23 protein-coding genes are annotated in these 24,591 nt (G+C 70.9%); 6 read left to right on the forward strand and 17 right to left on the reverse strand.

Features of this window, described 5'->3' with window-relative positions; genetic code table 11:
• Position 1 precedes the first annotated feature (1 nt).
• From YIM_RS30065 to YIM_RS30075, 3 genes are all read right to left on the reverse strand, one after another.
• Positions 2–961 (reverse strand): MBL fold metallo-hydrolase, encoded by a 960-nt coding sequence (locus YIM_RS30065; RefSeq protein ID WP_153033541.1) that lies wholly within the window; start codon positions 959–961, stop codon positions 2–4.
• 92 nt (positions 962–1,053) lie between these two features.
• Entirely contained in the window at positions 1,054–1,593 is a 540-nt protein-coding gene (locus YIM_RS30070; RefSeq protein ID WP_153033542.1) for a MarR family winged helix-turn-helix transcriptional regulator, read from the reverse strand.
• A 44-nt stretch (positions 1,594–1,637) separates the two neighbouring features.
• Positions 1,638–2,195, reverse strand: a complete 558-nt coding sequence (locus tag YIM_RS30075; RefSeq protein WP_194239795.1) for a DUF1453 domain-containing protein — start codon at positions 2,193–2,195, stop codon at positions 1,638–1,640.
• A 72-nt stretch (positions 2,196–2,267) separates the two neighbouring features.
• Here YIM_RS30075 and YIM_RS30080 point away from each other — a divergent pair, with 72 nt between their 5' ends.
• Entirely contained in the window at positions 2,268–2,882 is a 615-nt protein-coding gene (locus YIM_RS30080; RefSeq protein WP_153033543.1) for a TetR/AcrR family transcriptional regulator, read from the forward strand.
• Between the two features lie 79 nt (positions 2,883–2,961).
• On the opposite strand, the gene YIM_RS30085 is transcribed toward YIM_RS30080, so the two are convergent.
• From YIM_RS30085 to YIM_RS30105, 5 genes are all read right to left on the reverse strand, one after another.
• Complete coding sequence (locus YIM_RS30085) at positions 2,962–5,016, reverse strand: WD40 repeat domain-containing serine/threonine protein kinase (RefSeq protein ID WP_153033544.1); 2,055 nt, start codon at positions 5,014–5,016, stop codon at positions 2,962–2,964.
• 53 nt (positions 5,017–5,069) lie between these two features.
• On the reverse strand, positions 5,070–6,629 hold the full coding sequence (locus tag YIM_RS30090; protein ID WP_153033545.1) for a choice-of-anchor A family protein: 1,560 nt from the start codon (positions 6,627–6,629) through the stop codon (positions 5,070–5,072).
• Between the two features lie 85 nt (positions 6,630–6,714).
• On the reverse strand, positions 6,715–8,082 hold the full coding sequence (locus tag YIM_RS30095; protein WP_153033546.1) for an MFS transporter: 1,368 nt from the start codon (positions 8,080–8,082) through the stop codon (positions 6,715–6,717).
• 84 nt (positions 8,083–8,166) lie between these two features.
• Positions 8,167–8,598: an Rrf2 family transcriptional regulator gene (locus tag YIM_RS30100; RefSeq protein ID WP_153033547.1), complete on the reverse strand. Its 432-nt coding sequence runs from the start codon at positions 8,596–8,598 to the stop codon at positions 8,167–8,169.
• A gap of 57 nt (positions 8,599–8,655) precedes the next feature.
• Complete coding sequence (locus tag YIM_RS30105; protein WP_153033548.1) at positions 8,656–9,945, reverse strand: protein kinase; 1,290 nt, start codon at positions 9,943–9,945, stop codon at positions 8,656–8,658.
• A gap of 21 nt (positions 9,946–9,966) precedes the next feature.
• Here YIM_RS30105 and YIM_RS30110 point away from each other — a divergent pair, with 21 nt between their 5' ends.
• Positions 9,967–11,643 (forward strand): DUF885 domain-containing protein, encoded by a 1,677-nt coding sequence (locus tag YIM_RS30110; RefSeq protein ID WP_153033549.1) that lies wholly within the window; start codon positions 9,967–9,969, stop codon positions 11,641–11,643.
• 35 nt (positions 11,644–11,678) lie between these two features.
• Here YIM_RS30110 and YIM_RS30115 read toward each other — a convergent pair whose 3' ends face one another.
• Complete coding sequence (locus YIM_RS30115; protein WP_153033550.1) at positions 11,679–12,218, reverse strand: TetR/AcrR family transcriptional regulator; 540 nt, start codon at positions 12,216–12,218, stop codon at positions 11,679–11,681.
• Between the two features lie 82 nt (positions 12,219–12,300).
• Between YIM_RS30115 and YIM_RS30120 the strand changes: the two genes are divergently transcribed.
• Both YIM_RS30120 and YIM_RS30125 read left to right on the forward strand, forming a co-directional pair.
• Positions 12,301–13,743, forward strand: a complete 1,443-nt coding sequence (locus tag YIM_RS30120) for an aldehyde dehydrogenase (RefSeq protein WP_153033551.1) — start codon at positions 12,301–12,303, stop codon at positions 13,741–13,743.
• An 85-nt stretch (positions 13,744–13,828) separates the two neighbouring features.
• Positions 13,829–15,673 (forward strand): DUF6541 family protein, encoded by a 1,845-nt coding sequence (locus YIM_RS30125; RefSeq protein WP_153033552.1) that lies wholly within the window; start codon positions 13,829–13,831, stop codon positions 15,671–15,673.
• A 3-nt stretch (positions 15,674–15,676) separates the two neighbouring features.
• Here the strand turns inward: YIM_RS30125 and YIM_RS30130 are convergent, their stop codons facing one another.
• Complete coding sequence (locus YIM_RS30130) at positions 15,677–16,504, reverse strand: SDR family NAD(P)-dependent oxidoreductase (RefSeq protein ID WP_153033553.1); 828 nt, start codon at positions 16,502–16,504, stop codon at positions 15,677–15,679.
• Between the two features lie 70 nt (positions 16,505–16,574).
• Between YIM_RS30130 and YIM_RS30135 the strand changes: the two genes are divergently transcribed.
• A complete protein-coding gene (locus YIM_RS30135; protein ID WP_153033554.1) occupies positions 16,575–17,486 on the forward strand; it encodes a LysR family transcriptional regulator in 912 nt (303 codons plus the stop codon).
• A 60-nt stretch (positions 17,487–17,546) separates the two neighbouring features.
• Here the strand turns inward: YIM_RS30135 and YIM_RS30140 are convergent, their stop codons facing one another.
• The 4 genes from YIM_RS30140 to YIM_RS30155 all read right to left on the reverse strand — a co-directional run bounded on the left by YIM_RS30140 (position 17,547) and on the right by YIM_RS30155 (position 20,898).
• Positions 17,547–17,879 (reverse strand): SAV_915 family protein, encoded by a 333-nt coding sequence (locus tag YIM_RS30140; RefSeq protein WP_153033555.1) that lies wholly within the window; start codon positions 17,877–17,879, stop codon positions 17,547–17,549.
• Between the two features lie 22 nt (positions 17,880–17,901).
• Positions 17,902–19,383 (reverse strand): hypothetical protein, encoded by a 1,482-nt coding sequence (locus YIM_RS30145; protein WP_153033556.1) that lies wholly within the window; start codon positions 19,381–19,383, stop codon positions 17,902–17,904.
• Between the two features lie 79 nt (positions 19,384–19,462).
• Positions 19,463–20,308 (reverse strand): alpha/beta fold hydrolase, encoded by an 846-nt coding sequence (locus YIM_RS30150; protein WP_153033557.1) that lies wholly within the window; start codon positions 20,306–20,308, stop codon positions 19,463–19,465.
• Between the two features lie 14 nt (positions 20,309–20,322).
• A complete protein-coding gene (locus YIM_RS30155) occupies positions 20,323–20,898 on the reverse strand; it encodes a GNAT family N-acetyltransferase (protein WP_153033558.1) in 576 nt (191 codons plus the stop codon).
• Positions 20,899–21,012: 114 nt separating this feature from the next.
• On the opposite strand from YIM_RS30155, the gene YIM_RS30160 reads away from it, so the two are divergent.
• Positions 21,013–21,909 carry a TetR/AcrR family transcriptional regulator C-terminal domain-containing protein gene (locus YIM_RS30160; RefSeq protein WP_153033559.1) on the forward strand — a complete coding sequence of 299 codons (897 nt, stop codon included), beginning with the start codon at positions 21,013–21,015 and terminating at the stop codon, positions 21,907–21,909.
• A gap of 1 nt (position 21,910) precedes the next feature.
• Here the strand turns inward: YIM_RS30160 and YIM_RS30165 are convergent, their stop codons facing one another.
• Genes YIM_RS30165 through YIM_RS30175 form a run of 3 tightly spaced genes read right to left on the reverse strand, consistent with a single transcriptional unit; the run spans position 21,911 to position 24,477 of the window.
• The gene (locus YIM_RS30165) at positions 21,911–22,693 is read right to left on the reverse strand and encodes a hypothetical protein (protein WP_228004097.1); all 783 of its coding nucleotides are present in this window, start codon (positions 22,691–22,693) and stop codon (positions 21,911–21,913) included.
• Positions 22,690–23,316 carry a hypothetical protein gene (locus YIM_RS30170; protein WP_153033561.1) on the reverse strand — a complete coding sequence of 209 codons (627 nt, stop codon included), beginning with the start codon at positions 23,314–23,316 and terminating at the stop codon, positions 22,690–22,692. The genes YIM_RS30165 and YIM_RS30170 overlap by 4 nt, the downstream gene beginning before the upstream one ends.
• A 48-nt stretch (positions 23,317–23,364) precedes the next feature.
• The gene (locus tag YIM_RS30175; protein WP_228004098.1) at positions 23,365–24,477 is read right to left on the reverse strand and encodes a hypothetical protein; all 1,113 of its coding nucleotides are present in this window, start codon (positions 24,475–24,477) and stop codon (positions 23,365–23,367) included.
• Positions 24,478–24,591: the final 114 nt, after the last annotated feature.

A 24,591-nucleotide genomic window follows, 5' to 3' on the forward strand; every position in this document is an offset into this window, starting at 1 on the left:
CTCAGCCCTGCAGTTGCGCCCACACCTCGCGGTCCCGTTCCGCGGTCCAGATGACCGGGCGCTCGATGCCCGACAGCTCGTCCCAGAGGCGCGAGACGTCGAACGGCAGGCAGTGCTCGAAGATGGGCCAGTGGCCGTAGTCGTCCACCAGCGCCGCGTGGGTGGCGTCGAAGGCTTCCTTGAGCGTGCCACCGCGCTCTTGCACGGCACCGACTTCGCGGATCATCACCTCCAGGAACCCGCGGGTCTGCTCGATCGCGGCGTCGACGGCCTCCCGGCCCCGGGTGACCGCGCCGCGTCCGCCGACCAACTGCTCCGCGCCGAGCGCCTTCACCGCGTCCAGCGTGCCGGTGGCCCATTCGCGGTGGAAGGCGTCGCCGGTGTACAGCGCGGCTTCGGCCTCCACGAGGTCACCGGCGAACAGGATCTTCCGCCGCGGCAACCACGCGGTGATGTCGCCCTCGGTGTGCCCGCGCCCGTGCCACTGCAGCACCAGCTCGCCTCGGTCGCCACCGAGGTCGATGGTGAGGCGGTCGGCGAAGGTGAGCGTGGGCCAGGTGAGGCCGGGCACCGAGTCGGCGGCTTCGGCCAGCCTCGGCATCCGGGCGAATTCGCTTTCCCAGTCCTGTTTTCCGCGCTCGGCGATCAGCGCCGCGGTGGTCTCGTGCGCGACGATCGTCTCCGCGTCGAAGGCGCTGGCGCCCAGCACGCGCACCGCGTGGTAGTGCGAAAGCACGAGGTAGCGCACGGGCTTGTCGGTGTGCTCGCGCAGTTTCGCCAGCCACTTGCGCGCGGCGACGGGCGTGGCCAGCGCTTCGAAGCAGACTAGGAAGTCCTCGCCCTCGATCGCGCCGATGTTCGGATCGCCCTGGGCGGTGAGGGCGTAGACGCCGTCGGCGAGCACCTCGAGGGTCTGCTCCTTGGCGGCGGTGTCGGCGGCGGAAGCGAACGGCTTGGCCATGGTTTTCCTTCCCGACAGGTAATCAAATGTTTGATTACTCGGGAACGTACGTGACCGGGACCACGGAGACCAGAGTGAGCCGGGTCACAACCTCAGAAGCGCAGGTTGACCCAGTCCTCGGTGTGCGCGGCCGTGGCGAGCTTGGTCAGGATGCGGTTGAGCGCCTCCAGCTCGTCCGGTTCGAGCAGCCCGGCCCAGGAGGTTTCGCGATGGTTGTGCCGGCGGAAGGTCTCCTCCAGCCGCTCCCGTCCCGCCTCGGTGAGGGCGAGCTGCACGGCCCGCCGGTCCCGCTCACCGGGCACGCGATCGAGCAGCCCGGAGGCGGTGAGGGTCTTGGCGAGACTGGACACCGCGGCCCGGCTCATCCCGGTCAGTTCCGCGGCACGGCTGGGTTCCTGCGGCCCGGAGACCCACAGCGTGAACAGCAGCCGGAAGGCCGACCAGCTCCACCCGGCCGGGCGGTGCACGGTCGACTCGAGGTCGTAGACGAGCGCGTTCGCCACGCGGTGGGTCAGCAGCACCATGGCCATCGCCGCCCGGTCGGTGCCGGGCAGCCGTTCCTGGGTCCGGTCGAGCGCGACCTCCACAAAGGACAGGAAGTCTTCTGGCCGGGGTTCGGCGGGCTCTGCCACGCGTCGATGGTAGGCGCGGGATCAGCGCGGCCCACCGGACAGGGTCACCAACGGCTCTGCCTGGTGCGAGTCGGCGCGCCGGGCAGTTCGGCCGGACGTGAAGCGCGGTCGAACCGGAGCCCGGGATGGCCGGTGCCGCTGGGCGCGAACGGCACTCCGGCAGCCAGGCCCCGCGCACCGACCGCCAGCGCCTCCCCCAGCAGGCCGATCCCGATGGACAACGGCATCGAACGGAGGTCGCCCGCCATCCCGGCGGACAGCGCCAGGAAACCGAGCGCGCCGTTCCCGGCGAGAGACAGCACCCAGACCAGGTACGCCTTCGCGGGGTAGCGCTGCCAGAGCACGCCGTCCTTGACCAGCAACCGCACCGTCGTACCGCGCAGGACCCCGAAGGCGAGGCCCACCGCGGTGGTGCAGGCGAGCCAGAACCAGTCCGCGACGGCGAGGTGCCCGTGCTCGGCAATCCGGTGCACCCCGAGTGCCACCAGGATCACCGGCGTGGCGAACAGGTCGCGCGCGGCGAGCGGCTCCCCGATCGCGCGCCGGGCGATGGTGTAGCCGATTCCCGCGACCACCAGTACGACGGTCAGCCAACCAGGCAAGACGTCCCCCTCATGCGTTTTTTAGCTCAGGTGTGCCATTTAAATTAGCAAGGGTGTGCTACAAAGGCAACCGTGCCGAAGATCGTCGACGCCGAGCGCAGGCGGACCGCCGTGGCCGAAGCGGTGTTCCGGGTGGTCGCCGCGCGCGGGCTGCCGCAGGCGTCCCTGCGCAACGTCGCCGCGGAGGCCGGGCTCGCCACGGGGTCGGTCCGGCACTACTTCACCGGCAGCGAGGAGATGATCGAGTTCGCGCTCGAGGTGTTCATCGAGCGGATCTCGGCTCGTGTACTGGCCAAGGTGGACCCGGCCAAGTCCGCGCCCACGCACGAGGCGCGACTGACCGCGGTCGAGGACCTGCTCGCCGAACTGCTGCCCGCGGACGACGAGCGCCACACCGAAGCCGTGGTCTGGCTCGCTTTCGCCGACGCCGCGCGGACGAGCCCCCGGCTGCGGCCGCAACTGCGCAAGCTCTACGACGGCATGCGGATGTTGATGCGCCGCGTACTCGACGGCGCAGCCCGGTCGGGCTCCCTGCGCGATGGGCTCGACCTCGATCTAGAGGCGGAACGGCTCGGCGCCCTCATCGACGGCCTGCTCACCGACGGCGTGGTCCAGCCGGACCGGATGACGCCGGAACTCATGCACGCCGTGCTGCGCACGCACCTCCGCAGCCTCAGCGATCACTGAAGAACGGGACCCCCTTCACGCCCGCGCGTGGACGCGGCGCACGTTCGGCTCGCCGTCACGGTTCCGCACCCAGCGAACGTCACCCTGCGCTGGGGAACGTCCACAACCGCACCACGTTGTCCTCGCCCGCGGTGGCCAGCGTGCGGCCGTCCGGGTTGAACGCCACACCGTTGACGCCGTCGATGGTTTCGCCGATCTGCTGCCCGGTTTCGACCTGCCACAGGCGCAACGACCTGGTTTCGGCGCCGAAGTCGACGGTGGCCAGGGTGCGCCCGTCCGGGCTGAGAGCCACCTGCCACAGATCGCGCCCGCCCGGAATGGTGAGGGGCTGGCGGACCTGGTTGTGGCTGGCGGCGTCCCACAGCCGCACCCATGCCGTGTCCCCGGTGTAACTCCCGGTCACCAGCAGGGCGCCGTCGGGGCTGAAGGCCTGTGCGCGGGGTAATTCGTCCTTGAGCAGGGTGATCGGATTGCCGAGCTGTGCACCCGCCGCGTCCCACACGGTCAAGATGGCCATTTTCGCTTCGCTGTCCCAGCCGGCGTCGACCAGGGTGCGGCCGTCCGGGCCGAACACCGGCCGCGGCCCCGGGCCGGTGGTGGTGGCCCGTGGCGTGTCGAGCACGCCGACCTCCTTACGGCCGGCCACGTCCCACAACCACAGCCGGTAGTCCTCGAAGTCGTCGGACTGCACGGCCACGGTACCGCCGTCCTGGCTCAGCGCCGGGGCCAGCACGTCGCTGTACTCGCTGGCGCCCGCCACCACAAGGGACTCGCCCTTCTGGTGACCGCTGGCGATGTCCCACTGCTGCACGACGCTGCTCCGGCCGTCGACCCTGGCGGTGGTCAGCGTGCCGCCGTCCTGGCTGAAGGCCACGTCGCGCGGGCCGTACTGGCCGAACGGGCCGAGGAGCTGGCCCGCCTGCCGCCGGTTTTCCACGTCCCACGTCTGCACGGTCTGGTCCCGGTGGAGCGTGGCCAGCACGCGGCCGTCCTGGCTGAACTCGACGCCCCACGCCGGGGCGGAACCGCGGAACTCGCCGATCTGGGCGATCTGCGGGGGCGGCGGAGGCGGCGCGGCCGCCTGTTCCGTCCGCTCGGGCCACAGCGTCCAGACCAGGAAGCCGACCAGCGCCACCGCGACCACCACGGCGGCCACGCGCAGCCAGGGGCGTGCTCGTGGCGGCTCCACTTTGGTCGAAGTGGGCTCGCGCTTCCTGATGACCACGGTGGTTTCGTCCGGCGCCCCGTCGAGCAGCGCGGTGATTTCGGCCTGCCGGTCCGCGATCAACCGCCGCACCCCGGCGGGCCACGGCTGGGCGGCCGGCGCGATCGGGCCGATCGAGGCCAGCAGCTCGGCCGTGGTCGGCCGGTCCGCGGGCTCCTTGGCCAGGCACGGCCGGACGATGCGCCGGATGCCTTCGGGCACGCCGTCGAGATCGGGCTCGGTCAGCACGACGTTGTTCAGCGTCTGCAGGGTCGCCGCGGCCAGGAACGGGCCCTTGCCACGGGACGCCGCGACCAGCACCGAGCCGAGGGAGAACACGTCGCTGGCCGAGGTGACCGGCTCACCCTTGGCCTGCTCCGGCGACATGAACCCGGGTGAGCCGATCAGCCAGCCCGTCCGGGTCAGCTCGCCCGCCTCGTCGCCCTTGACCGCGCGCACGATGCCGAAGTCGAGCACCCGGGGGCCGTCGTCGGTGAGCAGCACATTGGACGGTTTCAGGTCGCGGTGCACCAGGTCGGCGCGGTGGATGTGGGTCAGCGCGGTGGCCAGCCCGGCGGCCAGGCGCAGCACCGGCTGCTCCGGCAGCGCGCCGTTCGCCTCGATCGTCTCGTGCAGTGTGGGGCCGGGTACAAAAACCGAGGCCAGCCACGGGGTGGGCGCGTCGGGATCGGCGTCGACCACGGCCGCGGTGTACGCACCGGACACCGCGCGGGAGGCGTCCACCTCGCGGCGGAACCGCGCCCGGAACCCGTCGTCCTCGGCGAACTGGTCGTGCACCAGCTTCAGCGCGACCAGCCTGCCGTCCGGGCCGCTGCCGAGCAGCACGCGGCCCATCCCGCCGCGGCCCAGCTCCGCCAGCACCCGGTACGGCCCGACTTCGCGTGGACCCGACTCCCCCAGTGGCTTCACCTGATCATCATCCCGTCCGGCGCAAGTCACCGGCACGGGCCCCGGCGGGTTGATCAGTCGTGGCGCTTGCGGCGGACCGCGACGGCGACCAGCACGATGCCGATCCCCAGCAGGACCGCCCCGAGCACCAATGGCGCCCGAACGTCGATGCCGGTCGACGCCAGCGGCTTGTGCGTCTTGCTCGACGTGGCGGTTTCGGTGGTGGGCTTCTTGGTCGGCGAACTCTTGGACTTCGTGGCGGAAGCCGATTCGGTGGTCGGCTTGGTCGTGGCGGTGGTCGGCTCGGTCGTGGTGGTTGTGGTCGTCGTGGTCGGGCCGGTGGTGGTGGGCCCAGTTGTGGTGGGCCCAGTTGTGGTGGGCTCGGTCGTGGTGGGCTCGGTCGTCGTAGTCGTCGGTTCCGTCGGTTCCGTCGGTTCCGTCGTAGTCGTCGGCTTCGTCGTGGTCGTCGGATCCGTCGTGGTGGTCGGTTCCGTGGTGGTGGGGTCCGTCGTGGTCGGCTCGGTGGTGGTCGTCGGGTCGGGCGTCGTGGTCGGGGTGGTTGTGGTCGTCGGGGTGGGGTCGGTGTCGCAGTCGGGGAGATCGCCGTTGAAGGGGTACGCGTGGAACTCCTGGCCTCCCCCGCCGCTCGCTTCCGAGGTGTGCAGCAGCGAACCCGTGGTGAAGAACCGCCCGTTCATGCCGGACGCGGTCACGGTCGTGAGGCTGTCCGGATTCCCGACCAGCACACTCCCCTGGAACTGCGCCCCACCGGCGATCTTCACCCGCGACGCGTCCGGGAAGTTCCACAGAAGCCGGTCCCGCAGCTTGTTCAGCGGGTCCTGATCACCGGGATCACCGGTGTAGGTGTTGATCGTCCTGGCCGCACCCAGCAGGTTGACCAGCACGGTCGCCCCGGCCGGGATGCCGGTGAACTCGATGCCCTGCATGCCGCCACCCGGCCCGGTCAGGTCGAAGTCCACAGTGAACACCTGCAGCGCCGACTGCCCGTCGCCGGTGAACAGCGTGCGGTAACCCTGGTTGCGCGCGGTGCCGGTCGCGGGCCGCGGATCGGGTTCCGCGTGCGCGTAGCACCGGCTGGCCGCCGCCAGTGAGGCACGCAGGCCGAGATGGGGCTTGGCCGCGTCCGGGTCCGACTCCAGCCGGCCGGTGACGGTCCCGGTCAGCGTGCCCGCGTGCCGGACCACACCGCCGTCGGCGAGCAGCCGCTGGCCCGCGGCGACGCGCACCCCGCCGCCGGTGGTCAGGAAGTCCGCGCCGCCCGGCGGCGGCACCCTGGACCCCACCCCGGCGATGCCGACGTTGTACACAGAGGACACTCCGGCCGCCTTCGCCTGGTCGAAGTCCCCGAGCACGACCACCCGGCCCTCGGCCTCCGCCGCCGATCCGCGCACCTGGAAACCGCCGCCGACATAGACATTGATCCCGTTGTCGCGCCCGGCGAAGGAATCGTTGTTCACCGGCGGGTATTTGCCTGGACAGGCGTCCCCGACGCAGGGCCCGAGCCCGCCGGGCAACGGCGCCGCGATCGCGCCGGGGGCGACCACCACCGCCGCCACCACACAAACCGCGGTGGCGGCACCGGCGGAAATGGAAGCGAAACGCCGAACACGCATGGGCCCGATTCTCGGACCATCAGCTCGCCCGCACGCCATCCAATGACGGAAATACCCCCGACCGGGCGAGATACGCGCAATTTTCCTACCCTGATCCGGGGAGGCCGCGGCCCGCCCGCATTCGCCACGCGACCGCGAAGGTGACCACCACAACCCCAGCCATGACGGCGAACGCCGTCGAGTACGCGGACCGCCCGCCACCGTTCGCCGTCACCAGCACACCCAGCAAAGCCGGTCCGGTACCCGCGCCCAGGAATTGCGCGCCCTGGAGAATTCCCAGTCCGACGCCGGCCTGACCGGCGGGCAAAGCACCCGCCGCGGCGCTGATGATCGGGGTCAGCACAAAAATGAATCCCGCGCTGAGCCCGAGGATCCCGATCCCGGCGAGGACCACCGAATCCGCGAAACCCGCCAGGAACAGGGCGAAGAACCCCATCACCGCCAGCCCCGACAACACGAGCGGGCGGGTGCCGATCCGGTCGGCGACGCGGCCGATCAACGGCGACAGCGCGGCCACCGCGAGTCCCGCCGGGATCATCACCAGCGCGCCCTGCCCCGGCGTCAGCCCGTCGACCTCCACCACCAGCAACGGCACGAAGACCAGACCGCCGAGATTGACCCACATGGCCAGGAAAGCGACCACCACCGCGACCCGGTAGACCCGGTTGCCGAACAACGACGGCGGCACGAACGGCCGCGCGACCCGGACCGTGCGCCACCCGAAGAGCACCAGCGCCGGAACGGCCACCAGAAGGCTGCCCCACGACGAGATCGCGGTGAATCCGGCGACCTGCGCCTGCGTGATTCCGAAAAGGACCAGTCCGGCGCCGAGTCCCAGCAGGACACCGCCGAGCAGGTCGAACCGTTCCGCGTTCGCCGGCGTGTCGGCGGGCAGGACCCGCCAGGCCGCGGGCAGCAGGACCAGCGCCGCCGCCGACATCAGCCAGAACAACGCGGGCCAGCCCAGCAACTGCCCGATCCCGCCGCCGAGCGCCGGTCCGGCCGCGGTGCCGATACCGGCCGCCGCGGAGACCACGCCGATGGCCAGCCCCCGCCGCCCGGCCGGGACCAGCCTGGTCACGGCGACCATCGAGAGCACGGGAATCGCGGCCGCGCCCGCCCCCATCACGATCCGCCCCGCGACCAGCACCAGCAGATCAGGGGCGAGCGCGGAGACCAGGCTGCCCACCGCGTAGGTCAGCAGGGCGAAGGCGAACAGGCGCCGCAGGCCGATCCGGTCGGAAACGCGGCCGTAGAACGGGGTTCCGACCGCGAACACCAGCAGGAAGCCGGTGACCACCCAGGCCAGTTCCGCTTCGGAGGCACCGAACTCCGCACCGATCGACGGCAGCACCAGGTTGACCATGTCGCTGGCGATGACCGTGACGAGCATCGACGGCAGGAGCACCGCCAGCAGGCTCCGCGAACCGACCGTGGCCGGAATGGCTGTCATGACAAGGATTCCTTCCGATTAACTGTAACTGCAAGGGTTACAGTTTGGGCATGAAAAAGGGGCGCGACGAGCCCGCGCCCCGCGTTACCGCGCCTGTTCGACCGCCAGCACCTGCTGGACCAGCTGCGCGATGGTGGTCCGGCCGAGCCGCTCCTCCATCGCCCGTTCCGCGCCCTGGAACTCCGCGTCCACCAGCGCCTGCATATGCCGCCCGACCTCGCACGCCTCACTCGGCGGATGGGCGTGCCGCGACAGCACCGGGCCGCCTTCGACCGCGGCGTACGCGTCGTACAGGGTGATCTCACGCGGAGAACGAGCCAGGGTCCAGCCGCCGCCACGCCCCTCCGTGGCCACCACCAGCCCCGCGTCCCGCAGGCCGCCGAGGATGCGGCGCACCAGCACCGCGTTGCCCGCCAGGCTCTCCGCGATCTCCGCCGAGGTCATCGAGCGGTCCTCCCAGCGCGCCAGGAAGGTGAGCGCGTGGATCGCGACCGCGCTCCGGCTGCTGAGTCCCACCCGTACCCCCTTCGAACTGTAACCAACATAGTTTCAGTTCGGGCGCGCTGTCAATCGTCACTGCTCCCGGCAGCTGACCTCCGGCGCGTCGCGGGTGCCGGTCGAGGCGCGCACCGTCATGCCGACCTCGACCGATCCGCCGGCCGGGATCGTGACGTTGTAGTCGGCGTTGGTCACCGTCACCGCCGATCCGGTCTGGGTGAACTGCCCGCCCCACAGGTTGTCGACGCGGTGCCCGTCCGGCATGGTCCAGCTCAGCTCCCAGCCGGTGATCGTGCGGGCGCCTTCGTTCCGGACGGTCACCGCCGACTGGTACCCGTCCGGCCAGGAACCGCCCACGGTGAACCGCGCGGTGCAGGCGGGCGCGGGCGGCGGCGTCGACGACGTAGACGCGGTGGCCGGTGGTGCCGCGGAGCCGGTGGAATCCGGGCCGCCGATCAGCGAACCGGCCACCACCCCGGCGGCCACCAATGCCGCGCCGCCCGCACCCGCGAAGATCGTCCGGCGGGAGAGCCGCCGCCGCGCGGGCAGCAGCAGGGTCGGGGACGGCGGCGCCATCGCCCGGCCTTCGGCGGCCGCCGCCAGCGCCTCCCGGGCCGCGGTCATCGACGGGCGCGCCGCCGGATCGGCGTGCAGCAACCACAGCAACGCGCCGGTCAGCTCCCCCGCCCGCTCCGGCGGCGTGACCGTGCCACCGGCGACCTTGTGCAGCATCGCGATCGCGTTCTCCTCGACGCCGAACGGCGGGCTGCCCTCGAGCACGGCGTAGAGCGTCGCGCCGAGCGAGTAGACGTCCGACCGCTTGTCGGCTTCCCGGCCGCGCGCGACCTCCGGCGCCAGGTACGCGGGCGTACCGGCCAGCACCCCGGTCGCGGTCACCGCGGCTTCGCCCTCGGCGCGGGAAATGCCGAAGTCGGTGATCTTCGCCGTGCCGTCGTCGGTGATCAGGACGTTGTCGGGCTTGATGTCGCGGTGCACGATGCCCGCGTCGTGCGCCGCCGCGAGCGCGGCCGCCAGCTGCGCGCCGATCGCGGCCACCTCGCGCGGCCGCAGTCCCGCGATACCGGCGAGGCTCCGCGACGGCAGGTACTCCATGACCAGGCACGGCCTGCCGTCGTGCTCGGCGACGTCGAACACCGCGACCGCGTTCGGGTGGCGCAACCGCCCGGCGTTGCGGCCCTCGCGCATCGCCCGCGCCACGGCGTCCTCGCCGTCCACCAGCAACTGCTTCACCGCCACCCGGCGGTCGAGGCGGTCGTCGTGCGCCAGCCAGACGACCCCCATCGCGCCGCGTCCGATCAGCGACACGAGCCGATAGCGCCCGGCGATCACCGCACCTGGTTCCACCGCACCAAGATACGGTGCGGCATGGCCTCCTCCCGCGCGATCCGCGACCTCGCCGACAGCTACTCGAACGACCTGGCCGAGCTGAACCCGATCATCGGCACGATGACCGGCCTGCGTCCCGGTGACGACCGGCTGCCCGACTTCTCCCCCGACGGCCAGGCCGCCCGCGACGAGCTGGACCGGCGCACCCTGGCCGCGCTGGACGGGACCGAGGAACCGGACGGCGCCGACGAGCGGCGCTGCGCCCGTCTGCTGCGCGAGCGGCTCGGCTCGAACCTGGCGGTCAGCGAATCGGGCGAGCACCTGCGCGACGTGTCCAACATCATGGGCCCGGTGCACGTCAGCCGGCTGGTGTTCACCATGATGCCGACCGCCACCGACGAGGACTGGGCGGTGATCGCGCGGCGGATGGCGAACGTGCCGGCGGCGCTGGCCGGCTACACCGAGTCCCTGCGCGCGGGCGCGAAGCGCGGGCTGACCGCCGCGCCCCGCCAGGCGCGGACCGTGGCCGGGCAGCTGGCCGAGTGGGCGGCGGTCGACGGCGGCCGCGGCTGGTTCGCCGGATTCGCCGCGAAGGCCGAGGTGCCGGACTCACTGCGAGCCGACCTCGACCGCGCGGCCGGCCAGGCCGGTGCCGCCGTGCGCGAGCTGGGCCGCTGGCTGGGTGACGAGTACCTGCCGCGCACCGAGGGCACCCCGGACGGCGTCGGCGAGGAGCGGTACCGGGTGACCGCGCGGCAGTGGACCGGCTCGAACCTGGACCCGGTGCAGGCCTACGAATGGGGCTGGACCGAGTTCCACCGCCTGCGCGCGGAGATCGTCGAAGAGGCCGCGCGGGTGCTGCCCGGCGCGTCGGTCGGCGAGGCACTGACGCACCTGAACGAGCACGGCGAGCGGATCGAGGGCGTGCCCGCGATCCTGGCGCGGCTGCAGGGGCTGGTGGACGAGGCGATCCGCGACCTGGACGGCACGCACTTCGACCTGGCCGAGCCGATCCGCCGGGTGGAGGCGCACGAGGCACCGCCGGGCAGCGCCGCCGCGCCGTACTACGTCCGCCCGGACCGGTCGTTCACCCGGCCCGGCCGCACCTACCTGCCGACGCTGGGGCGGACCAGCTTCCCGCTGTGGAGCCTGGTCAGCACCTGGTATCACGAGGGCGTGCCGGGGCACCACCTGCAGCTGGCGCAGTGGGCGCACCTGGCCGGCCGGCTCTCGATGTTCCAGGCGGGCATCGGCGCGGTCAGCGCGTGCACCGAGGGCTGGGCGCTGTACGCGGAACGGCTGATGGACGAACTCGGGTACCTGCGCGAACCCGGTGCCCGGCTGGGGTATCTGGAAGCGCAGCTGATGCGCGCGATCCGGGTGGTGATCGACATCGGCATGCACCTGTCGCTGCCGATTCCCGCGGACTCCCCGGTGGGCGCCGGGCAGACGTGGACGCCGGAACTGGGCCGCGCGCTGTTCGCCGCGTACAGCAGTGAGCCGGATTCCTACATCGACAGCGAAATCACCCGCTACCTGGGCAGGCCCGGTCAGGCGATCAGCTACAAACTGGGCGAGCGCGCCTGGCTGGACGGCCGCGAGGCCGCCCGCGCCGCCCGGGGTGCCGACTTCGACGCGAAGGCCTGGCACATGGCCGCCCTGTCGGCGGGCGCACTCGGCCTGGACGACCTGACCGCGGAACTCGCCGCGCTCTAGGCGCTGTCCTGCGAGCGTGACTCGCCGGACAGCGCCTAGCTTCCGAAGCCGTTCACGAAAGTCCGCACCAGTACGTCGGCGGCCTGGGACGCGCTGAGATCCGGCAGGTCCCGGGCGCCGACGCGCAGGAGGGTGCCGAGCACGGTGCCCGCCCAGTCGTCCGGACCGGTCTGCCGGAGGTGACCGTCCTTCGTGGCCTTGCGGAGGAACGCGTTCACCTCGGCGATCGCCCGGTCGCGCCGTTCGTGGACGGACGGTTCCGCGAGCATGAGCCCGAGGTCGACCGGCCAGGTGCGGTTCACCTCGACGATCCCTTCGACGTAGCGGTGGATCGCCACCGGGAACGGTGCCTCACGCAACCGCGCCGCCTCGATGGCCGCTTCGATGGCGTCGAGTCGCGCTTCGTACACCGCGCCCAGCAGTTCGTCCCGGGATGCGAAGCGGCGGTAGACGGTGCGCCGGTCGACCCCGGCCTCGGCCGCGATGGCCGCGATGCTCGCCGACGGATCTTCCGCGAGCATGCGTGCTCCGGTGGTCAGCACCAGCTCCAGGTTCCGCTTCGCGTCAGCCCTCATGGCGGTCAAGGTACACCACGAAGTGACAGGTACGACATTTACCGCCACATTGATGTGACACTTAGGTGGTACAGTCGTTGGCGTGATTACTTACGACAAGCTTTTCCTCGGGGGCTCGTGGACCAAGCCGAGTGACCCGCACCTGCTGGACATCGCCTCGCCGCACGACGGATCGCTGCTCGGCCGCGCCGCGCAGGCCCTCCCGGCGGACATCGATCTCGCGGTCGCCGCGGCCAGGAAAGCCTTCGACGAAGGTCCCTGGCCGCGGACCGCACCGGCCGACCGGATCGCGGCCGTCCGGCGGCTCACCGAACTCCGCGAGTCGCACGCGGCCGAGATCGCGGAACTGACCAGTGCGGAGAACGGATCCGCACTCTGGTTCACCCGCGCCGGGCAGGCCGGTTTGACCCGCCAGGCCGACGCGTACCTCAGGGCCGCCGAAGGGTTCGGCTGGGAGGAAACCCTGCCGGGCGGTGCCCAGCGGTCGGTCGTCCGCCGCGAGCCGATCGGCGTGGTCGCCGCGGTGATCCCGTGGAACTCCCCGTTCTCCGCCGCACTGGCCAAGATCCTCCCGGCCCTGCTCGCGGGCAACACCGTGGTGCTCAAGGTTTCGCCGGAGAACTCGCTGACGATGAACCTGCTGGCGCGGCTGCTCGAAGAGACCGGCCTGCCCGAAGGCGTGATCAGCGTGCTGCCCGCAGACCGGGAAACGAGTGAGCACCTGGTCCGGCACCCCGATGTGGACAAGATCGCGTTCACCGGCTCGACCGCGGCCGGTCGCCGGATCGCCTCGCTGGCCGGTGCGCAGCTCAAGCGGATCAGCCTGGAACTGGGTGGCAAGTCGGCCGCCGTCCTGCTGCCCGACGCCGATGTGGACGCCGCTGTCCAGGGCCTGAAGTTCGCTTCGCTGCTCAACAACGGCGAAGCCTGCATCGCGCTGACCCGCGTCCTCGCCCCGCGCGGCCGGTACGAAGAGGTGGTTGCCGCGCTCAAGGAAATGGTCGAGTCGCTGCCGGTCGGCGATCCGGCCGACGAGCGCACGTTCATCGGTCCCATGGTGCGGCGCGGTCAGCAGCAGCGCGTGCTGGACTACATCCGGCTCGGCATCGAGGAAGGCGCCCGCCTGGTCACCGGCGGCCCGGAAGTCCCGGCCGGGTTGGAGGACGGCAACTACGTCACGCCGACGGTGTTCGCCGATGTCGACAACTCGATGCGCATCGCGCAGGAGGAGATCTTCGGGCCGGTGCTGGCGGTGATCCCCTACGACACCGAGGACGACGCGGTGCGCATCGCCAACGAGTCGGAGTACGGGCTTTCCGGCGGTGTCTGGTCCTCCGACGAAGCACACGCGCTCGCCGTCGCGCGACGGATGCGGACCGGCACCGTCACCGTCAACGGCGCCTCGATCGGCTTCGAAGGACCGTTCGGCGGTTTCAAGTCCAGCGGCATCGGCCGCGAGTACGGCGCGGTCGGGCTCGGCCAGTACATCGAATACAAAACGGTGACCATGCAGCCCCAGCAGTAGGCCGATTCATCCCCGCCTGCCCTCGAATGGGCGCTGCGCCAAGGCAAACCGGTTCCTAGCGTGGATGGCCAGGGGGTGCGCCGTGGTGACCGTGCTGGTGGCGATCGGCGTGCTCTGGCTGCCGGGGCTGGCGGTGGCCGCGGCGGTGCGGCGCACCGGCTGGGCGGTGCTCGGGGCGGCCCCGGCTCTCACCTTCGGGCTGGCGGGACTGGCCGGACCGCTGTTCAGCCTGCTCGGCGTGCCGTGGCGGTGGTGGAGCTTCCTGCTCTTCCTGGCCGTGGTGGTGACAGTGGCCGCGATCGCCCGGCCGTGGCTTCGCGGGAACACCAACGCCGAGCCGGAAACCTGGCGGCGCGACGGTTTCCTCACCATCGGGCCCGCTGCGGTGGTCGCGGCGGCGATCGGCGCCGTGGTCGTGGCGCTGGGCATGCGCGGCGGCCTGGACGCGGTGTCCCAGGTCTGGGACATGAGCTTCCACGGCAACGCGATCCGGCACATCACCGACTCCGGCGACCCGGCACCGGCCGGACTGGCCGCGATCGCTGAGGACCACCCGGATTTCTTCTATCCCAACGGGTTCCACCTGATCGGCTCGCTCGCGCACGGCATCACCGGGCAGCCACCGCCGACCGTGCTCAACGGCCTGGTCATCGCGGTGGCCACGCTGCTGGTACCGCTGGGCACCGCCGCGCTCGCCGCCGGGCTGGGCCTGCGTGCCGGCGCGGTGGCCGCGGCCGTGGTGGTCAGCACCACCTTCGCCAACCTGCCCTACCTGCTGTGGAGCTACGGCGGGCTCTATCCCTACGCGCTCGCGCTGTGCCTGGTCGGGCCCGCGCTGGCGCTGGCGGTGCGCTGGCTCACCAGCGGTGACACCGGCGTGCTGCCGATGGCCGTGCTCGCCGCGAACGGGGTGCTGGTGGTGCACCCGAGCGCGGCCGTGGTCCTCGCCGTGTTCGGCGTGCTGGTGCTGCTCCTGCGGGACCGGCGCGAATTTCCGCTCGACTGGGCCAGATTGGGCGTGCTGCTCGGACTCTGCGCGCTGGTTCTGCTGCCGTTGCTGGACGGCCTGCTGCGCGTGACCCCGCGGGTCGCCTCCTTCCAGCCGTTCTGGGCGGCGAGCAGCGACGCCGGGACCGCGGTGCTCCGGGTGGTCACCCTCGGCGGGGTGGTTCCGCAGCCGGGCGAGGCGGCACCACCGGCCCAGTGGGTGCTGGCCGTGCTGGTGTTCGGCGGCCTGCTGCTGTTCCTGCGCGTACCGGCCTGGCGGTGGGCCACCGCGGCGGCGCTGGTGTTCGCCGCGCTGTACGTGCTGTCGGTGTCCACCGACCACCCGGTGACCAGGTACCTGGCCGCGCCGTGGTGGAACGACAGCTTCCGGCTGGTCGCGGTGCTTCCGGTGGTGGGCGCGGTCGCCGCCGGTCACCTGCTCGACGAAGTGCGCCGCCGTCTCGGCGACTGGCGCGCTGGGGTCCTGATCCTGGCCGGCTACCTGGGCGCGACGGGCGGGTACGCCGTCGCGAACGGGGACCGCGTGCGCGAGATGTACCGGCCCGGCCCGGTCACTCCGGAGGTGGCGGCCGGGCTGCGGCGGCTCACCGAACTCGTGCCGCCGGGCACCGGCGTGATGAACGACAACGGCGACGGCTCCACCTGGGCCTACGGCCTGGTCGGCCGCCGGACCGTGGTGCCCTACTTCGGCAACTACCCACCCGGCTCGGACCGGTGGGTGCTGCTGGAGAAATTCGACGAGGTGGCCACCGATCCCGGGGTCCGGGAACTCGTGCGCCGGTACGACATCGGGTACGCCGTGGTCGCCACGCCCATGCTCTACGGCAAGGAGCGCACACCGGGCCTGCGTGAACTGGACCAGCCCCCGTTCCGGCTGGTCTACGAGAATCCCGGGTTCCGCATCTACCAGCTCACCGGCTGAGCGCTACTTCGAGGGCACGATCTGTCCATATCGGACAAGCTGTCCGTAGTGCTCGGGGTTCACCGGTGCGAAAACGAGGTCCAGCAGGGCGACGGCGGCTTCGGCCGGACTGGGCGCGGTGCTGACGTCCCACCACTTCGCCGAGGTCGGCGTGTTGATCATTCCCGGGCAGACCGCGGCGAGCAGGATGCCGCGGGCGAGGTCGGACTCACGACGTTGTGACGCCAGCGCCCGCACCGCCGCGACCTGGGCGATCTTCGACGGGATGTTGACAAACCCCGGCCAGGCGCCGGATCGGGCGCTGCCGTCGGCGACCGCGTCGCGCCAGGCCACCACCTGCTTGTCCACCTGGTCCAGTGTGGACAGATCGTCGAAGCGCCGGTGCAGCACCGGTGCGAGCTGGTGCAGGGTGCCCAGTGAGCTGGCGACCACGATGAGCCTGCCGTTGTCCCGCACCAGTGGCGCGAACGCCCGCAGCAGCCGGGTGGTGCCGAAGTTGTTCACCTGGGTGTAGGGATCGATGATCTCGCGCGGATCGTCCTCGGGCCCGACGCGCATGACCGCGTTGCCGAAGACGATGTCCACGCCGCCGTGCCGATCGCGCAGCCGCTCGGCGAACCGGGTGGCAGCCTCGGGATCGGCCACGTCGAGCAGTTCACCCCGGACCTCGGCGCCGGACAGGCTTTTCGCGGCTTCGGCCGCGCGTCCGGAGTCGCGCCCGGTGAGGTAGACGACGTCCCGTGCGGTCAGCCGCCGCGCCAGCCCTTCGGCCAGCGCCAGCCCCAGTCCCTGGGTCGCCCCGGTGACCAGTGCGATTCGTGAAGTGGTCATGACGCCACGCTAAGCGCGGTCCGGCCATGCCGACAGCGAAAGTCCGGCACACCTGGTATGCGTAAGTGTCATGACCTTCTCCGACGTCTCGCTCACCGCGCTGCGGGTGTTCCGCGAAGTGGCCGAGCGCGGCACGTTCACCGCCGCGGCCACCGCGCTCGGTTACACCCAGTCCGCCGTCTCCCGTCAGATCGCCGCGCTGGAACGGTCGGCGGGCGCCGAGCTGGTCGAGCGGCGGCACGACGGGGTGCGGCTCACCGCGGCCGGGCACATCGTGGTGCGCCGCGCCGCTTCCGTGCTCGACCAGGTCGACGCCACCGCCAGGGAGCTGGCCGGACTGCCCGACGAACACGCCACGGTCCGCCTCGGCTGGTTCGCCAGCGCCGGGGCCGCACTGGTGCCGCGAGCGCTGGCCGCGTTGCGTGAAACGCACCCGGCCATCACGGTGATCACCCGCGAGGGCAGCACCCCGGCGCTCGCGCGGGCCCTGCGGGCGGGCACGCTGGATCTGGCCCTGCTGGCGTCGGCACCGCCGTTCCGCCCGCCGGACAGCGAAACGCCGGCCCTGCGGCTGCGGACGCTGACCGAGCGCGGCCTGTGCGTGGCCGTGCCGTCCACACACCCGCTCGCGCGTGGTGACTTCGCCGACGTCGCGGACCTGGCCGGGCAGCGCTGGATCGCGGGTTCCGGCGACGACCGGGTGATGGGCGTGTGGCCCGGCTTGGACGAACGGCCCGAGATCGCGCACACCGCACGGGACTGGCTGGCCAAACTGCACCTCGTGGCGGCGGGTTGCGGGATCACCACCGTGCCCGCGTCACTGGCGTCCGTCGTGCCCTCCGGGGTCCGCGTGCTACCGGTCCGCGGCGGCCCGGCCGAGCACCGACGCCTGATGCTCGCCCGACTCCCGAAACCCCTGCCAGAGGCGGCCGGCCGCCTCGCCGCCGCCCTGCGAACCGCAGCTATCGACGCTGCTGTCTAGCACTGCGGCGGCGGTCCGGTGAATGGGTGGCCTCGATGTTCGAGGCCCTTCCTCCCTGGCTCAGGCTGTCGTATGCCGCGGTTGCGGTTTCCCGGGAATGGTCCGGTGTTCCTCTGGTATGACGACGTCGAGAACCGCGAAGTCATACGGTTGCACTTGCTTGAGGTGTTCGAGCACGGGCGTCGGTGTCCACAGCCAGGGCTGCTGCTCTCCGCAGCACGATTTCAGCTGGTCGAGGGACGAGTACACCATCAGCGCCAGCCGACCGTCGCTCACGCGGCGGAACTCGACGATCGCGTCGGCGGGATCCTTGACATGCGCGGCACAGGGCACAAAAACGAAGGAAGGAAATTCGACCGCTGCCCCGGAATCCGGATTTTCGTTCTCACTCATTGCTACACTTCCTCGTGAGCGATCATGCCTGCGGGCTCTGATAGTCGTCAGGTGCCACCACGGAACCGTGCTCGAACAAATTGTCGACCGCGCCAGAGGCCACCGCGCCCGCCGCGGCGCCGCCGATCGCGCCCAGCACGGCGCCGATCGGGCCGCCGACGGACGCACCGATGGCGAGCCCCGTCAGCGCACCCGCTCCCCAGCCGGCCCCGTTCGACGCCCATGCCTGTGCCGGCGTTTCACCAGCCGCGATATCGTTGTCGATGGCAAGACCGGCAAGAGGCAGTCCGAGCACGGGCCCACCGAATTTGCTTGCGGCGTTGGCGACTTTGCCGGCATTCGAGAAAAGGTGCGCGTTCGCCTCTCCACGCCCCACCTGGCCGTGCAGGGAGACATGGCGTTGTACGTCCGAATTGGGCAGGTACTCCCTGGCCTGGGAGGCGATCCCCGACCACCAATCAGCTTTGCGCGCCGCTGATTGCGCTGCTTGCCAGCCACCGACGCCGGCACCCGCGTTCGCCAGAACGTCGGCGCTGGCAATGGCTTCGGGATTACCAGCCAACGACGCGGGGGCAGCGCCTCCTTCGATACCTTCCCAGCCGGGATCGTTCCTGATCTGCTCCGCCGTCAGATTGGCGATCCGGTCACGTTCGGCCGCGGCCATGTCCTGGGTCCGCTGATTCACGACGTCGCTTTCACCAGCACCGAGAAGCGGCCGGAGAAGGTCGACCGATCCCGCGTCCCGATCGCTCTCTTCGATCGTTCGCAAGGCCGCGTTGATCTGCTCCTGAGTGCGGCCGACCTGTTGCCCCAGCGCGTCGGCTGAATCACCGACACCTTTTGTGTCATCGAGCGTTCGGCCGGTCCTGTCCCGCGCCGGGTCCTGATTGGGATCCAGCCAGGCGTCGACAACATCGCGGCTGCCCCGGTCGCCCTCGGAATGCGCGTCCTCGGCGTCGCGCTTGGTGCCCTGCAACTGCTGAATGATGGAATCGAGAGACCCCGCTTCGGGATCTTGCTGCCGGTCTTCGGGCGCGACGGGGCCGATGAACCCTTCGTCGCCAGGGCGAGGTCGCGTGTCCTCGTTGTTCACCTCCTTCATTTCCGCCCCGGGCATGGTCCCCGGAACATCCTCTTCGCTCCCCTCGGCCGGTGCGTCGTCGCCGGCGGCCTCGCCCGAAGCGGGGTCGTCAGACGAATCAGGGCCGGCCGGGGGTGCGCCGGCAGTGCTCTGTTCCTGGTTCGCCGTCGTGTCCGCACCCTCACCGGCGGGGTCGGAAGGCGGCGCCGGTTCCGACGTGGATCCCGATGCCTTGTCCGCCGAGTCATCGGCGGGTTTGTCCGGGGTCGGATTGCTCTCCGGCGTCGCTGCCGACGTGCCTCCCGACGACTCGGTGGAGCCCGACGGCTTCTCCGGCGCCGGGGCTTCCGTCGTGGCCGGCGCGCCCGAGGAGCCGCCGTCGGTGCCGCCCGCGCCCGAACCCTCGCCAGAAGGTGTCGTCATCTCGTACTCCCGGAGACCAAAGGATGCGTTGCAGTCGCACTTCAGTCTCCGCCGGCACCGTGTCGCGCTGTGCGGTTTGTCAGGTTCCGGCCAGCTCGCTGAAGATGTCCACCAGTTCCGGCCGGTCGAACGGGCCGACGTGTGGTGCCTCGACGTTCCGCACGTCGGTGGGGTTGTCCGGGGTGAGGCGGTCGGCCTCGGCGATGAACCGGTCCTGCAAGGCCGGCGGGATCAGCCGGTCGCGGGTGAATCGCACGTAGGTCCGGGGGATCCGGCCCCAGGTATCGGCCTGACCACGCGCCTCGGTCGCCGGGATGGCGGCGGTTTCGTCCGGCTCCAGCATGTTGAGCAGCCTGCTGACACCTTCGTCGGTGAAGTCGGCGGCCAGGCTTTCCTTGACCGCGTGGAAAACCGCGGGGTCGGCGGAGCGCCAGTTGAGCCGGCTCACCCCGAGGACCGCCGGGTCGGCGACCTTGACCGCCTCGATCAGGTGGAGCAGGCTTTCGCTGTTCTCCGGGGTTTCCAGGTAGGCGATCATGTTCGGCAAGTCGACGCAGCAGTACGCCGCGACGTAGACGACGCGCTCCAGCTCGTCGGGAATGGCGTTGCCCACCCGGCTCACCGTGACCCCGCCCTGACTGGCACCGGCGAGGATCACCGGACCGTGCCGCCGGGCCCGGCGCACCACCTCGACCACGCGGTCCACGTAGTCGTCGATGGTGATCTTCGCCAGCGGTGAGGGCTCGGTCGCCAGGGCTTCGAGATCCTGCGGCGCCTGGTAGGCACGCGGGTAGAACGCCTCGTCACCGTGGCCGGGCAGGTCGACGGCGACGGCGCGGTGGCCGCGCAGGGTGAGTTCGCGGATCAGCCCGGAGCACCAGTACGACGAGGAATTGGTGCCGTGCGCGAATACCACTGTGGACATTTGAACGTTCTCCTTCACTTGGTGTGCTTCGGTTCGCGGACCATCGGCCACAGGAGCGGGCTGTCCCCGACCTGGACCGGCGGGCCCGAGTCCTCGAATCCGTGCCGCCGGTAGAACGCGCGGCTCCGCGGCGAACTCGCTTCGAGATAGGCGGCGATGCCGTCGGCGTCCGCCCGCGAAAGCCGGTCGTGCAGCAACGCCGAACCGAGCCCGCTCCCCTGACGCCCGGCGACCACTCCCATACACGGCAGGTAGAGGTGCGCCCGATCGGGATGCCGGTCCCCCAGCGCCTGCCCCAGCGCGCGCAGGCGCGGATCGACCTCCTCATCGGCCGGCTCGGGGTGCCACGGGCCCGCCGCCAACGGCAACCACACCGCCGCGCCTTCTCCGGCACCGGCCAGGTAGACCTCGCCATGCGCGAGCAGCGGCCGGTAGAACTCCGCTTGGAGGCGGGCGCGCTCACTCCGCTCCGGATGGAGCCAGCAGACGACGGGATCGTCCATGAACGCGTCGACGAGCACGTCGCCCGCCACCCGCAGGTCCGGCTCGGTGGCCGGTCGAACGGATGCGTACGGTGTATCGATTGCCATGCGTACACGGTATCGGCGAAGCTGGCCGACGCGCCGCTTTCCGCGGCACACAAGCGAAACAAGTGTTCAGGTGATCTAGTACACTCAGCTCGGCGAAGACGAAGGAGACCTGGAATGCCGTCGTTGACCGAACCGCCCTACCTGCGGATCGCCGCGGAGATCCGCGCACGCATTCTCACCGGCGAGCTGGCGGCCGGTGATCGCGTGCCGTCCGTGCGGCAGATCGCGCGCCGGTGGGGTGTCGCGCTGGCGACGGCGAACCGGGCGCTGGCCACCCTCCGCGAAAACGGGCTCGTGGAAGCGAAAGTCGGCTCGGGCACGGTGGTGAGCGCGTCGGCCGGGCGAAAGCAGCCGGAGCCGGTACCCGGGCTGAACCGCCGCCACATCCTGCGCACCGCCGTCGAAATCGCCGATGTCGAAGGCCTCGACGCGGTGTCGATGCGCCGGGTCGCGGCCGAACTCGGTGCCGGGCCGATGGCGCTGTACCGGCACGTGGCGAGCAAGGACGAGCTGGTCCGGCAGATGGCCGACGAGGTTTTCGCCGAACTCGAACTGCCCAACCCCGGCCCGGACGGCTGGCGCGCCAAGCTCGAACTCGTCGCCCGCGGCCAGTGGGCGCTGTGCCATCGCCACCTCTGGCTGCCCAGGGCGGTTTCGTTCACCCGCCCGCTGCTCGCGCCCAACATGATGGCGCAGACGGAATGGACACTGCGCGCGCTCGACGGGCTCGGCCTGCCGATGGCCGCCCGGCTCCGTGAGGCGCTGACCCTGCATTCACTGGTCGTCACCACGGCGAGGTCGCTGGCCGAGGAATCCGAAACCGAGCTGGAGACCGGCGTGGACTTCGGCGGGTGGTGGCTGGCGCAACGCAAGCGCACCGACGAACTGCTCGACAGCGGTCAGTTCCCGCTGCTGAAATCGATTCCGGAGGAGACGGTGGCGGACCTGGACGGCCTGTTCGAATACGGCCTGGCCCGCCACCTCGACGGTTTTGCCGTGCTGCTCCGGTAGTTCAGCTCAACCGGGCCCGCCACCGCTCGAACGAGGAAATCAGGTCCGCGTCCGTCAACCGGCCGATCTGGTCATCGATGTAGTACCGGTACAACTCCCGCAGCTCGGCCGCGAAACCCCCGCCGCCCAACGGTTCTCCGGCTCGAACCCGCGCCGCCTGCTGGACCAGCGGCTTCGCCGGAGCGTCCATACGCGACAGATACCACTCGACGGCTTCGTCGTTCGTCGCCGCGCGCCCGCCCGTTTTCGCGTTGCTGTAAAGAAAACGCACCGGGAACAACACGGCCTTCGTGAACCACACCGCGTCGGCCAGCAACCGGCGCGGGGTGTGGAACTCCGCGATCACCTCGTCCGTGGACAGCACACCGACCGCGAACCGGGCGCTCTCCAGCGACAGTTCCTCCGCCGCCGGGCGCGCCACCGAAGCGGCCACCTCGTCACCGATCAGCAAGCGACCGTGCTCGGCCAGCTCCAACCGGTCCAAGGCGGGGAACCGCCCGTCGTCGCGGCCTTCGCTCAACGCGGGCAACGACGCCCAGAACACGGACAGTTTCGGGTAAAGCCCTCCGCGCTCGCGCAACGACTCCGAAACCCCGTCAACGGTTTCCCGGTCACCATCACCGGAATCGGCCAGCACCAGAGCCAGGTCGATATCGCTGACCGCCGCCGAAAAGCCGCCGTACGCGAGACTTCCCAGCAGGTACACGGCGGTCAGCCGATCCCCGAAGGCTTCCCGATAAGCGTCGGCGCTTTTCTGGGCGACCGCCAAAGCTTCCGCGGTCACGTCGCGGTGTCCCGGCGAGCGCACTCGGCGATGCGGTCGGACACCACGCCGATGACCTGCCACGCCCGGTCCAGCAGGGTGATCACCTCGTCCACGGTCCAGTCGGCACGCTCACGAAGCAGGCGGTACCCCATCTCCAGGTGCTCCACGTCGGCCTCGTCGTGCAGTTCGAAGTACGGGTCGTCCGGGAACGCCTTCGTCCCGGCCTGGCTCAGCACCAAGCTGCCCGCTTCGAGCGCGAGGTGCGCCAGCACCGCGCGGTGCACGCTCGGCAGGATGGCGAACTGGTCGACGAACCACGACGCGCCCGACTCGATCACCGGATCCCACACCAGTTCCGTGTCCTCCGCCCGCGTCCTGGCCAGGATCCGGTCGTGCCCGATCTCCTCTTCCTGGTGCTCCAGCGCGAGCGCGCGCAGTTCCGGGTCGGGCTCGAAGGCGACCCGGGCGCTGATCATCCGCTGGAAGGCGTTCGACCAGGGCTGCAGGTAGGTGAGCACCGTCTTTTTGGTCGGCTCCGCGGTGTTCTCGTCGGCCAGCAGGCGGATCAGCGCCGACGAGGCGTACTCCTGTTGCCGCTGCTCGTTGTGGCTGGCGATGCGGTCCACATCCTGGTGGCTCACGGCAGACTCCTTCCGGTGGCGGTAAGCATGATCATCTTCCCGGTGCCGCTACCCGAGATCAACCGGCGCGAGCAGGCGGGCGGCGGAGGACTCGAACACCGGGAGCCGGAAGTACGTGGTGAGGTCACCACGTCGCCCGGATGCCCGGTAGCTGACCAGTTCCAGCAGGCCTCGGCTGTCCTCGAGGGAGCCGGGCACCAATGCCTCGGCGAGCGCGCGGAACCGGGCGGGATCCACGCCTTCGCGGTGCAGCAGGGCGGCGGTGCGGTCCACCGCCTCCTGGTCGTCGGCGGCCAGGTCGGTAAGCCGGAGATAGGTGGTGCACTCGTCGGCACCGTCCACACCGGACCGGAAAGCGAGACAGCTCAACGCCGCCTCACCGGCGTCGGCGCGGGCGCCGGCGAGGGTCCGGTACGCGGCCAGCGCGTTCTCCTCGTCGTGGCGCAGGGCCGTCGCCGCGATCCGGTTCACCTCGGCGAGGTCGGCGCCGTGGTTGCGGTAGTAGATCTTCACCCTGGCATCGGCTTCCCCGGCCAGATCCACCGCGAAGAACTCGATTTCCCTTTGCCCGCCGGCGTTCTCCACCCTGGCGCGGGTGCGTTCCCACGCGGCGGCCAGGCCCAGCCGGGCCATCGCCTCGTCCACCGCCGCGTACCGCTCGGCGAAGGGCCAGTCGTACAACCCGAAGTAGGTCTTGTGCACCAGCCGCGAGGACGGGCGCCAGGCGACCGAGTGCCACAACGGCGCCTCGGACGGCCTGCCCGACTGCGGGGTGAACAACCGGTGAATGCCTTCGCGGGCATTCCCCTGTGCCGCGGCGGAAATCAGGCTGTGCCCGTGTTGCACATCGTCCAAGCAGTCGAACAACACCCGCAGCTCCGGCTGCCCGCCCGACCAGTTGACCGACATCTCGGCCGGGAACCCGTCTCCCGCAACGTAGGACGGCCGTTCCGGAGTGGACCCGATCCGCTCGACGGCCCACGCGGGCAGCGCGGCACCGAGCAGCCTCCTTGTCCACGCCGCCTGGTCCGCCGGGACTTCGAGCGCCTCGCACGCCGTCGCCCACACTCCACACAGGAACTCGCCGTACAACCGGCCCTGTGCTGGATAGCTGCCGTTTTCCCTTGCCTGATCGCACAACCCCGGCGAGCCATTGACCACGCGCCAAAGAGTAGCAGTCAGGTGAGAATTCAACTGATCAACTGCACCCGGCTGGTCCAACCAATTGCGCCAAGTGGGTTGACAACAGGACATCCCCTGCCGCACCGACACCAA

Origin of the sequence: Amycolatopsis sp. YIM 10, assembly GCF_009429145.1 — a bacterium.
Taxonomy (GTDB): Bacteria; Actinomycetota; Actinomycetes; order Mycobacteriales; family Pseudonocardiaceae; genus Amycolatopsis.